The sequence below is a fragment of the Rhodococcus sp. IC4_135 genome (genome assembly GCF_011602025.1).
Classification (GTDB): Bacteria; Actinomycetota; Actinomycetes; order Mycobacteriales; family Mycobacteriaceae; genus Rhodococcus_F; species Rhodococcus_F baikonurensis.
Genome location: NZ_JAAOLG010000069.1, coordinates 1 through 11,239, shown reverse-complemented (window position 1 = coordinate 11,239; position 11,239 = coordinate 1). Strand labels below are relative to the sequence as shown.

9 protein-coding genes and 2 pseudogenes are annotated in these 11,239 nt (G+C 67.8%); 8 read left to right on the top strand and 3 right to left on the bottom strand.

The annotated features are described in order from the left end of the window. Nucleotides 1-343 precede the first annotated feature (343 nt). Nucleotides 344-481, bottom strand: coding sequence for a hypothetical protein (locus tag G8767_RS34430; RefSeq protein WP_003945382.1), 138 nt, complete (start codon nt 479-481; stop codon nt 344-346). 428 nt (nt 482-909) lie between these two features. On the opposite strand from G8767_RS34430, the gene G8767_RS34425 reads away from it, so the two are divergent. The 6 genes from G8767_RS34425 to G8767_RS34400 all read left to right on the top strand — a co-directional run bounded on the left by G8767_RS34425 (nt 910) and on the right by G8767_RS34400 (nt 8,053). Next, nucleotides 910-1,677, top strand: coding sequence for a TnsA-like heteromeric transposase endonuclease subunit (locus G8767_RS34425; RefSeq protein ID WP_003945394.1), 768 nt, complete (start codon nt 910-912; stop codon nt 1,675-1,677). Next, on the top strand, nt 1,674-3,830 hold the full coding sequence (locus tag G8767_RS34420; RefSeq protein ID WP_003945387.1) for a DDE-type integrase/transposase/recombinase: 2,157 nt from the start codon (nt 1,674-1,676) through the stop codon (nt 3,828-3,830). Before G8767_RS34425 ends, G8767_RS34420 begins: the two co-directional genes overlap by 4 nt. Next, entirely contained in the window at nt 3,827-4,927 is a 1,101-nt protein-coding gene (locus G8767_RS34415; protein ID WP_003945389.1) for a TniB family NTP-binding protein, read from the top strand. The genes G8767_RS34420 and G8767_RS34415 overlap by 4 nt, the downstream gene beginning before the upstream one ends. After that, on the top strand, nt 4,924-7,269 hold the full coding sequence (locus tag G8767_RS34410) for a TniQ family protein (protein ID WP_166814176.1): 2,346 nt from the start codon (nt 4,924-4,926) through the stop codon (nt 7,267-7,269). The genes G8767_RS34415 and G8767_RS34410 overlap by 4 nt, the downstream gene beginning before the upstream one ends. Nucleotides 7,270-7,433: 164 nt before the next feature. After that, nucleotides 7,434-7,715, top strand: coding sequence for a type II toxin-antitoxin system RelE/ParE family toxin (locus G8767_RS34405; RefSeq protein ID WP_003943404.1), 282 nt, complete (start codon nt 7,434-7,436; stop codon nt 7,713-7,715). Between the two features lie 44 nt (nt 7,716-7,759). After that, a complete protein-coding gene (locus G8767_RS34400; RefSeq protein WP_003943405.1) occupies nt 7,760-8,053 on the top strand; it encodes a HigA family addiction module antitoxin in 294 nt (97 codons plus the stop codon). Between the two features lie 101 nt (nt 8,054-8,154). Here G8767_RS34400 and G8767_RS34395 read toward each other — a convergent pair whose 3' ends face one another. Both G8767_RS34395 and G8767_RS36660 read right to left on the bottom strand, forming a co-directional pair. Beyond that, nucleotides 8,155-9,144, bottom strand: coding sequence for a recombinase family protein (locus G8767_RS34395; protein WP_005569266.1), 990 nt, complete (start codon nt 9,142-9,144; stop codon nt 8,155-8,157). A gap of 306 nt (nt 9,145-9,450) precedes the next feature. Continuing rightward, on the bottom strand, nt 9,451-10,095 hold the full coding sequence (locus G8767_RS36660) for a hypothetical protein (protein ID WP_306300990.1): 645 nt from the start codon (nt 10,093-10,095) through the stop codon (nt 9,451-9,453). Nucleotides 10,096-10,518: 423 nt separating this feature from the next. Between G8767_RS36660 and G8767_RS36655 the strand changes: the two are divergent. Then, a pseudogene (locus tag G8767_RS36655) lies at nt 10,519-10,732 on the top strand (hypothetical protein); the annotation flags it as partial. A 185-nt stretch (nt 10,733-10,917) separates the two neighbouring features. Beyond that, nucleotides 10,918-11,239 (top strand): annotated as a pseudogene (locus G8767_RS34375) (hypothetical protein); the annotation flags it as partial.

The following is an 11,239-nucleotide window of genomic DNA, read 5'->3' as shown; positions in this document are numbered from 1 at the left end:
GACCAGGGCGGTGACGTCGATGAACCCTTCGCGGCGGCGGTCGAACATCGCTGCATCGAGCGCTGCGGTCGCCTCGACAACGGCGACAAGCGCGGGTGCGAGGGTGTCGGTTTCGGTGCTCATGTGGGGCTCCTTTGTGGTGGGTGGTGGGTGGCGGGTCGCTCAACCGCAGATGCAGTCCTCGTCGCCAGCTCTTTGCGCGGTGCAGGCGTAGTCGCCGGGGTCCGGGTAGCTGCACATCTGCGTGCCGTCTGCCATTGCAGGGCAGGAGGTTTGGCCGCAATCGCAGTTCGTCTCGTTGCTCATCGTTTTTCCTTTGCTCGAGGTTGGTGGGTGGTTGTCGTTACTCGGCGTTGACGCACTGCGCGGCGTCGTCGTGCATGCGAGGGCAGGAGTAGTCACCGCACCCGCAAGTCAGTCCGGCGTAATGGATGGTCGCGGCGTCGTGGTCTTTGCCTTGTTCGAAGTCGTAACCGTTCACTGACTTGACCTTTCGTTGGTGTCCGGACCCTCTCGGTGGCCCCTGACAATTTTTTTCCGTTCTGACATGGAGCTCCGGATCGGCGGTATGAGGGCACGGCGCAATGCTTGGGCCGCAAAGTTTTTCAGCGAAGCGTCTTTGAAAAAGTTTTCGGAGCCGGAGGCCGGCGAAGCCGCCAGGGGTTGCGCCGGGACCGCCGTCGATCAGGATCGGAAGGACAGAAAGGAAAAAGGATCTTTTCGCTTCTACAGAGCGGAGCGCAGCGGAGCATTGTAGGGTCTCGAGAACCTTGGCCAAATCTCACGCGAGATGGCCACTCGGTGGCCAGTTGGCCATCTGAGTGAGATTGTCTCGGCGTGGCTACGTGGTGGGCGCGGATAACGGGTGGATGATCCAACCGAGTACTTCCGATGCGGGGAGATACCGCGATGGGGAACGCTACGGTCGCTGGATCGGCGAAACCGCGTGCCGGGTCATGGAATCTGGGTGCGGCGCAGCTGTCGCGCCGCCACGTAGGGGACGGCGCCGAGGAGATCCGACCACTCGATGAGGTCGCGGTCGACGACGTCGTTGCCTCCACGCCGTGGCGGACCTTTCGCTGGTATGCAGGTCAGCAGCACTATTCGGGTACCTATTGGGCTGCGACCGAGTCCGATCATGTGATCTACGAGTCGCGGCTGGAGCTGGCACGGCTACTGTTCGCGGACTTCGATGTGGGGGTGCAGCGCATTGCCGCGCAGCCGTTTCTGCTGAGCTGCTCCGTCGGCGGCAAGGAACGCCGACACATTCCGGACTACCTACTGCTGACAAACGCTGGACCGGTGATCGTGGATGTGAAACCTCGCCGGCAGTTGGCGTCGAAGACGGTGGCGTTCACGTTCGAGTGGACCAGGTCGGTGTTGACCGCACGGGGATGGCGCTACGAGGTGTGGAGCGAGCCCCCTCCGATCGAGCTGGAGAATGTGCGGTTCCTCGCCGGCTATCGGCGGGCGTGGTTCTTCGATCCGGATGTGCTCGCCGCGGTCAGAAGTGCAGTGTGGGAGGGGATCAGGATTGAAGAAGCACTGTCTGCGGTGTCTGCCTATCCGGCACCGTCTGTACGGGCGGCACTGTTTCATCTGCTGTGGCGGCAGGAGTTCAGTGTGGACATGACCCAGAGGTTGACCACCGCCAGCGTGTTGCGGACCGCGTCATGAGTGGCGCAGCGACGCGGGTCGGTGTCGGGACTCGGTTCATCTACGACGGTGAGATCGTCGAGGTGATCGAGATGATGGCAACTGCGGCGAGTAATGAGGTCGTGCTCAGAACCAAGACGAACGGTCAGATCCGTCGCATTGCCGTCCGAGAGCTGCTGACCTCGGAGAATGTGCGGGTGATCCCCGATGAGGGCGGGCCGTCCTCCGACGATCCCGGCGAGTTGTCTTCCGTCGTGACAGCGATGCTGACCGAGCCCGAACGTACCCAGGTACTCGAACGGGCCGCGCACGTGCGCGAGGTGCTGACCGGGTACAGGTCGGGCACTGCGCAGCTGCCGGCGAGCGGAGAACCGCGCGCCGAGTACGACCCTACGGTGCCGTTGACTGAGCGGTATGCGGCGAAGGCCGCGGAGCTCGAGATCGGGGTGCGGACACTGCGGCGCTGGGTCGGTGACTACCGCCGCGGCGGCGAGGCCGGCCTCGTATCGGGCAGAGCGGCCGGGAACGCGCCGATGGAACACCGCGACCAACGCTGGATCGAGACGGCGTTGGAGGTGATGGTCGAGCACACCGATCAATCGCGGCCGTCACGGACGATGGTGATCGAGCGGGCAAACGCCCGGGTGGTGGCCCGGTTCGGTGCGGGCGTGGTGAAGCTGCCGTCGCGGGCCACCGCGTTCCGGATACTCGAGGAGCTGGAGCGGGGGCACCCGACGTTCCGGTTGAGCACCAAACGCAATCGGGACATCGCGGCCCGCCCGGAGGGACCGTACGGGAAGCTGCGGCCGACCCGGCCGGGTGAGTACCTGTTGATGGACACCACCCGGCTGGACGTGTTCGCCCTGGATCCGGTGACCTTGCGGTGGGTGCAGGCGGAATTGACGGTGGGGATGGACTGGTACACCCGCTGTGTCGTCGGGATCCAGCTCACGCCGGTGTCGACGAAGGCGGTCGATGCTGCGGCCACGTTGTATCAGGCGTTCCGGCCGCGTCCGGCGGGCAAGGATTGGCCCGCGCATGCGGTGTGGCCCGAGCACGGGATTCCCCGGTCCCTGCTGGTCGACGTCGACGCGATCGACGGGCCAATGTGTGGGGCTGCGTCTCCGGCGCTGGCGCCGGAGACCATCGTGATCGACCACGGCAAGATCTACGTCTCCGAGCATCTGACCAGCGTGTGTCAGCGGATGGGGATCTCGATCCAGCCGGCCCGGTTGCGGACCGGCCGCGACAAGGGGCCGGTGGAGCGGTTCTTCCGCACCATCCGGGAGGACCTGTTGCAGGCGCTGCCCGGATACAAGGGCCCGGATGTGCATTCGCGTGGGGTGGCGCCGGAGTCGGAGGCGTTCTTCTACCTCGACGAGTTGGAGGCGATCATCCGGGAGTGGGTGGCGGTGGTGTACCACCACCGGCCGCACGAGAGCCTGCTCGATCCGCATCTGCCGTCGGTGAAGATGTCGCCGGCGGTGATGTTCGAGCACGGCATCGCCCGGGCCGGCTACATCGAGGTTCCCCGCGATCCTGACCTGGGGTATGAGTTCCTCAAGGTGGAGTGGCGCACCCTGCAGCACTACGGGTTCGAGGTGCACGGTCGCCGGTACCACGGCGACCTGCCGCTCGGGTGCCGCGACGGTGCCAGCCCGTACCCGGACCGGGGAAAGGGCAAGGGCCGGTGGTGGCCACTGCACGTCGACCCGGACGACATCACCCGGATCTACCTGCGGGACCCGATCTCCCGCAGGTGGTATCCGCTCGAGTGGGAGCATGCCCGGTCGATGCAGATGCCGCTCAGTGAGGACGCGTTGGCATTCGCCCGCCGGTTGGCGAAGGCGAAGTACACCTACCCCGACGACCGGATCGCGGTCGCCGACCTGCTCGAGCGCTGGAATCTCGGCCTCGGGTCGAGCATGACCGAGCGGCGCATGGCGTTGCGTATGGCACGTGAGGACGCGGCACTCGACCTCGAACCGCCGCGCACGAACGAGGTGACCGGGCCGCCATCGGTGAGGCGTCATCTCGATCCGTCACACGGCGATACTGCACCCACGGTCGCAGCCTCAGAGGAGGGGATCGACGTCGGTGATGACGACGCCGAGGACGAGCCGGACCGGCCCGACGACGGCGACTTCTACGCCGATGCGCTGGAGTACCTGTGACGATCGCCCTGATCCGGCAGCACCTGCAGGACTTGGCGCCGCTGGGCAACGTGGCGCTCTCCCGCAAGGAGGGGTGGCGCGAGTTCGCCGACGCCCCTTCCCTGGTCGCGCCGGAGGTGCTGACCCGGCAGCTGCGGGCGCTCACCGCGGACGACGCCGAGGTCTACAACCATTTTCGGCAGCTGTGGCACGCCAATTTGGGCCCGATCCGGACACCGCAACTGACCACGCTGCACGAGCAACTCTCGACCGTGGTCGACAGCAACCTCCAGTTCGGCGACAAGGCCAAGGGCGCGGTCGCGATCGACGCCTACCCCGGCCTGGGCAAGACGACATCGGTCCTGGCGTTCGCCAAGGATTTTCACCGCCGCGAGATCCGGATCAAGGGCACCCACACCCGCGATGGCCACCAGCGGTGGCCGGTGTGCCGGGTCGGGTTGACCGGCAACACCGGGCTCAAGGAGTTCAACCGGGCGATGCTCGAGTTCTACGCCCACCCCGGAAACACTCGCGGCACCAGCGCCGACCTGTCCCGTCGCGCCCTGGACTGTGTGACCTCGTGTGAGACCAGGCTTTTGGTGGTCGATGATCTGCATTTTCTCCGCGTGCACGCCACCAGCGGGGTGGAGATCAGCAACCATTTCAAGTACATCGCCAACGAGTTCCCGGTCACCGTGGTGTTCATCGGGGTCAGGCTGGCCGAACGCGGCCTGTTCGCCGAGGCGCAGACGGCGCGGCGCACCACGCTGGTGGGGATGCGGCCGTTCGTCATCGATACCGACACCGGCCGCCGTGAATGGCGGACCATGCTGCTGGCGATCGAACAGGGACTGGTGCTGGCCGACAAGTACCCCGGCATGCTCGCCGACGACCTGTCGGACTACCTGTTCGTCCGCAGCACCGGCCACATCGGGTCGTTGATGGTGCTGATCAACCGCGGCTGTCACCGCGCGATCGTCACCGGCCGTGAACGCCTCGATGCCGACGTACTCGACACCGTCAGCAACGACGAGGACGCCGAGACCGCGCGGCGAGAACTCGCCGCCGCCCTCGACGCGCGCCACATCACCACCCGGCCCACCCGTCGCCGCCGATGACACCGGTGCGGACCCTGCCGATCCGGGTGGCCCCGTTGCCCGGGGAGGCAATCGATTCCTGGCTCGAGGCCATCGCGCACCGTACCGACACGACGTTCGTCGACCTGGACACGGCCCTGCACCACGAGGACCGGAGTGCCTCGGGAAGGGTTCAGCGCCTGAGCATGTGGCCGATGCACCTGGCCCCAGGAGAAGTGAACACCATCGCCGCGGCCACGGAACTGTCCGCGGCCGCCATCGAGGCGATGACCTTGGTTCGCTACGACGGCGTCGCGCTGTCCCTCGAGATCCGGAAGGGACGGTCCGGGGGCTGGCCCTGGGGTAACGGGCGCCGATCCCGGTACTGCCCAGACTGTCTGGCCGAGTCCGGTGGACGGTGGCAACTCCACTGGCGGCTGGGGTGCGTCTTCGCCTGCACCGAACACCGCTGCCTGCTGGCCGACACCTGCCCGTACTGCGGGACCTTCCAGCGGCCGCGTCGTCGACCCAGTGGTGTGCTCGTTCCCAGTCCGGGCCGCTGCCCACACCCGAGTACGGACACCGCTGGGCGGAGTCGGCTCGCGCGGTGCGGAGCCGACCTGGTCTCGGCACCGGTGATGCGGCTGTCGCCGGGGCACCCGGCGCTGCGGGCCCAGCACCTGGTGCTCGATGTCCTCGCGGCCGGGCACGGGACGTTCGGTGTCTACGCCGACCACCCCGTCGGGGCCCGCGCGGTGCTGGCCGATCTGCACGCCATCGCCTCCCGCATCCTTGTCTACGGCACCGCCGAGGAGATCGCCGACAGGGTTCCCGCCGACCTCGCTCACGCGCTCACCGGAATTCGGTCGTCGTCCGTATCATCAGCACCGGCGTCGACACGACGCTCGGAACTCTCGAGGGCCGGCGGGGCGATCGCGACAGCCGTCGCGGTGACCGCGGCCGCTGCCATACTGGATCGGTCCGATATCGCCGACGCCGGCGAGTCGCTGCGGTGGCTGGTGCACGGCGGTCGGCGGCTGGGCCGACAGGTCGACGCCGGCGTCATGGGCGACTGGGGCAGCGCCACCAGCACGAGATTGGTGGCCATCCAGGTCGCCGCGTTGCGGCCACTATTCGTCCGCGCCGTCGATCAGCTGCGATACCGCAGCGCCGCCCCCGTCCCGAGCCGCCCGTCGGCGAACGCCACCGCGGTGGACGACGCCGTCCGCCGCATCCCGACCCTGCTCTGGCCGCAATGGTCGCTGCGGTGCACGGTGACCCCGTGCAGTTCGGCGCAGGTCCGCCCGGCCCTGTCGACGGCACTACTGCTGGTGGGCACCACGCTCACCGTCGGCGAGGCCGCCGATCGCCTGGGATCAGCGGTCCCCGCGGGCGGGGTCACCCGCACACTGGCACATCTGCGGAACGCCCCACACTGGGACGACACCCTAACCGCGTTGACCCTTCTGGCGGACCACCTCCGCGCGGAACCGCCGCCGATCGACTACGAGCGGCGGCGGCGCCTGGACTACCGCGACCTGCTACCCGAGGACCTGTGGAAACAGATATGCCGCCGGACCGGCACACCCCCAGGCGCCGGCCAGAAGGCGGACTTCGCCCGCTGCCTGCTGTTCGAACGACTCAGCGGGCTCCCCGCGTCCCAGTCCCCGTTCCTCGCAGACGATTACGACGTCCGCGCGAAACTGTCCGGATTTCCGCGCGCACTCACCCCCGCCCTGTCCGGGCCGCTCGACCAGTCGGCCCGCCGCTTCCTCGACGACCACGGACTGGACGAGGAACCCGTCTACTGGCATCCACCCCTGCATCTGCTCGACGGGCTCGAACTGCCCGGACCCAACCCCGCCGCCGTGGACCTCGCCGCCCTCCACGACCTGACCCGCCACGAACACACCGCGCTGTCGGAGATCGCGCGGCAATTGGCCACCACCCTCGACGTGATCCGCCACCTCCTCGAAAACCATCCCGCTCCCGCATCACCCACTGCCGCAGAGCGGTTCGAACGACGCGTCGCCCAGACCGCCGCAGAGGAAACGTTGAGCCGGGCGCAGTTCGTCGACCTCTACTGCGTCCAACGCCGCACCCTCGCCGAGATCGCCGCGATGATCGGAGCCAGCCGGAAGGTGACCGGTCGGCTGGCCCGACACCACGGCATCGCGCCGAGCGCCGGAGGCCCGCCGGTCGATCCGGCATGGTTTCACCACCAGTACGTCACCCAGCGGCGAACCCTGCGGGACCTCGGACACGAGGTGGGGCGCAGCGTGTCGCGGATGAGCCGAATCGCAAAGGACTACGGCATCCCGATTCGGCCGCCAACCGACGCCGGCAACCCGCAGTCCGTAGCGATCCGGCGGCTGGCGCACTGATCGGTCTCGGCCGTCGTGCGGTGCACGCTCGAGTCGTGCACAGTGCAGGGCCGGGCAAAACGTTGCCCGGAGAACAAGACCGCAGGTGACTGCGGCGCTGGTCCCGACGCTCGAACGCGCGTGTAACGTTGCGCGTTATTAACGCAGTACGTTATAGTGGTGAGGTGATCGAATCGTTCGCCGACAAGGAGACCGAGCGAGTCTTTCGCCGGCAGTTCTCGAAGAAGCTCCCGCAGGACATTCAGCGGATCGCGCGCCGGCGTCTGTTGTTGATCGAGGCGGCCACCGACGTCAACGACCTGCGGGTGCCCCCAGGCAACCGCCTGGAGAAGCTCTCCGGAGACCGGGTGGGCCAGTACAGCGTCCGGATCAACGATCAATACCGCATCTGTTTCATCTGGCGCGCCACCGCAGCATACGACGTGGAGATCACCGACTACCACTGACCACCCGGAACCGACACCTCCGACCACGGAAAGGAACACCGACAATGACTACAGACCTGAGCCCCATTCACCCCGGCGAGATCCTCCGCGAGGACTTCCTCGAGCCTTTCGGCATCACGCAGAACCGCCTGGCCACGATCATCGGTGTGCCGCCGCGGCGGATCAACGAGATCGTGCACGGCAAGCGGTCGATCACCGCAGACACCGCGCTGCGGCTGGCCAAGGCGTTCGGCAACAGCGCCCAGTTCTGGCTCAACATCCAGGACCGCTACGAGCTCGACCTTGCGGCCGACAAGCTAGGCGACACCCTCGCCAAGATCACGCGCCTCTCGGCATAGATCGGCAGGTATCGGACTCGGTGCCCCGCGGACGATCCGGCGCACTCGCCGAGCTGCGGTTGCCCCAGCGCTTCACCGTTGGGGGCCACCGCTGGCGAGCATCAACGTTTGCGGGGTTCGATATCGAGTCGCCGTCGCGTGTTGTGGTTGCCGCAGACGAGTTCTGGAGTAGTGGTCCATTCGTGACGTTCAAGCCACGCCAGGACCGGTCGGGGTGGGTCGTCGCTGGAGGAGCCGGTGAGCAGCGGGCCGTCACCGCACCTCGAGCAGCTGACCACCACGACGTGGCCGTGCGGTTGACAGCGGGCACAGTGCCGCGCCTTGTGCAGGTGCTCGCGTTTGTCGAGGTGCAGCCAGACGGTGGCGAGGTCGGCGCGGTGCGGGACCAGTTCCCGACGCGTGGTGGGTTGATACCCGCAGGTCGGGCATGCCGATCCCGTCGTCGGGGGCGGCGCCGCCGGATCCGGTGACGGCGAGGGCTTCTCCTCGTCCGGGTCGGTGTCGGCGGTAAGCGTCTCGGACTGTCGGGGCGGCAGATGCCGGTATAGGGTCGAGCGGGTCAGTCCGGTCTTCGCGGTGATCTCGGCGATGGTGGCGCCGCCCTCGCGTAGCTGGGTGGCGTAGGCGAGTTGGGCGTCGCTGACCACGCTGGGCCGGCCGGTGCGGCGGCCCTTCTCGGTGGCCACGGTGCGGGCGTGCGCGGCTCGCTCGACCGCGTACGTGCGTTCCATCTGCCCGAACAGCGCCAGCAGCACCACCGCCAGCTGGCCCATCGGGTCGTCCGGGTTCGTCGAGTCGATCCGGACCGGGTCGGCCAGATTGCGGAAGCCGATGTCGCGCTGGTGCAGGTCGTGGATCAGGTTCAGGGTGTCGCGGACGGTGCGGCCGAGCCGGTCGAGGGTGTGCACCACGATCACGTCACCGCCGCGGGCGCATTCGAGCAGCGCCTGTAGTCCGGGGCGTTCGGTGGTGGTCCCGGATTTCTTGTCCACGTAGATGTTCGCCGGATCGATTCCCGCCTTGGCGAGTGCGTCGATCTGCCGGGTGAGGTCCTGCTTGCTCGTCGACACCCGGGCGTATCCCAACTCCACACCTGGAGCGTACCGAAAGTTATGTTCGAACCGAACTTGTGATACACAATTATGGAATTAACTTCTGGGACACGCCGCCCTGGGCTTTCACAGGATCCCGGCGGGGGTTTGGATGGCGTCCCATTTCCAGGATTTCGGGACAAGCTCACCGACGACTTCGGAGAACCCGTCCCTCGGGACGACGATCCCTGCGGTTGACATCACGTCTGGTGAGAGGTGGTTCGTACCGTGGAGTGGAGTGGCGGGTTGACGCCGGTCGCCGGGCTCGGCAACGATGTCTCGCTGGATTGCCGCGGCGCAGTCTCGTCACGTTCCGCGGCCGCACCCTCCCGGTTCCGCGCGGCCGCACCCTCCCGGTTCCGCGCGGCCGCACCCTCCCGGTTTCCGGACGCACCGAGCAGAGAGCACCGGATGACACCGACCGAGGACGACCTCGACCCCGATATCGCGCAAGCCTGGGTCTTCCGCGACCTGCTGGACGAGGAGATCGAGGGACTCACCGCCCGAATCGAGAACATCCGAGGAGTACGCACAGAGGACCGCCACGGGGACAACTCTCCGAGGTGCATCAACGGGTGGCCCGGCTGACCGCCCGGTATCCCGAGCTGCGCGGCGCCGGGCGGCATGGCGGAGACTGATCGGCGTCCTGGGTATCAGGGTGGGCGGTGCGTCGACGACGGTTGCGACCGCAGCCAGGTCCAGCGTGGTGAGGCTCGCGGGCAACCCGATCTGCGGCCATTCGGCGGTCAGGGTGACCGTCCGCGCCGGTGCCGGGAGCCAGTACAGCGGCTCGCTGCGGAAGGTGCAGATCCCGGTGGCGGTGGCGTGGAGATCCGGGCGGGGAAAGTAGGGGTCAGCGACCGTGAGGTCGTCGGTCCCGGCCCACACGTCGAGGTAGGACCACTGGGCCGACGGATCCGCGGGGTCGGTCAGCGGGCGGGTCTGGTGCAAGAGCGCGCCGGGCCGGGCGGCCGGTGGCGCTCAGGGCCAGCTGCAGCGCGAGCCCGCATGGGTACGCGGTGATCCGGCACCAGCTCAAGGGTCAGGTGAGTGCGCACGGTCAGCAGTCGGCGACCGTGCACCCGGTCACCGCCGCACGGCGGTGGGGCGGTCGCGGGCCAGCGTGGACTGCGCACGGCAGTGATGGTGCACCACCATCTGGCAAGTGGCAACCGGGGCGGGGGGAGCCAAAGCATTTGTACCGGTGAGTAACCGGCGATCGCCGGATTGGTCCGGGCACTTCGGGTCGCCTGCTGCAGGGAAGGTGCTTATGCTTCGAGCCCCGGACTTCACCGAGCGAAAGGGTGCAGCCCATGGCCCACTAGAAGCGGTAACAGGCTTGCGCGCGGCCCGGAGTTGACGATCGGCGTCCGGGTGCTGGTCCGCCGGAAAGCCCGAAGCGGACGACCTCGGCGAGGTCGTCGAGGACTTCGCGGCACTGACCGAACCTGGGGCGCCGGTTACGGCTGGGCGCCGGCGCATCGGTGGGCGATCGCGCTCGACGACGGGCGGGCTGATCTTCGCCGACACCGAGGACCTCACCGTCGATCCCGGCACCCACCGCTGCGCCCCCACCCCGAAGTCCGCGCCTCCCACGCAGGTCCGATCCCCGGGGAGTGGCCGGCGTCAAACGAGACCGGGTGACCGACGGCCGCATCCGCGGTCGGTGCCGGGCCCGTTCCAGCTCCGCTTTCCTATCGCGTGGGCGTGGTGGATCGTCTCGCACCCCACTGCCTAGAGTTTGGGCTCAGACCGAGCGGGTACGCGAAGGCGGTGAAGGCGAACGAGCACCTGCAGGGAGGGCGCTCCGGTGCCGCGGGTGAGCAGGTCTCGGTGCTGCTGATCGCGGATCCGGGCGAACCAGCGGCTCTTGCCGAACGTATTGCGGAGTACCTGCCGGAACGCCTGGGCAGCCCTGACCGGGACGAGCGCCGGTGGACGACGTGCGTGCGCCGCAAACCGTACCTGCCCGACGAGCAAGCGGATTTCGCCGATATCATCGACACGGTCGATCCGTCCTCCGAAGAGGAAGACATCGTCGTATACCTCACCGATCTGCCGCGCCGCGAGGACACCCTCCCGGTGGTGGCCGATG

Excerpts from the sequence above, each read along its gene's own strand:
- G8767_RS34425 (WP_003945394.1), top strand. The coding sequence starts at position 910 with ATGGGGAACGCTACGGTCGCTGGATCGGCGAAACCGCGTGCCGGGTCA.
- G8767_RS34420 (WP_003945387.1), top strand. The coding sequence starts at position 1,674 with ATGAGTGGCGCAGCGACGCGGGTCGGTGTCGGGACTCGGTTCATCTAC.
- G8767_RS34410 (WP_166814176.1), top strand. The coding sequence starts at position 4,924 with ATGACACCGGTGCGGACCCTGCCGATCCGGGTGGCCCCGTTGCCCGGG.
- G8767_RS34400 (WP_003943405.1), top strand. The coding sequence starts at position 7,760 with ATGACTACAGACCTGAGCCCCATTCACCCCGGCGAGATCCTCCGCGAG.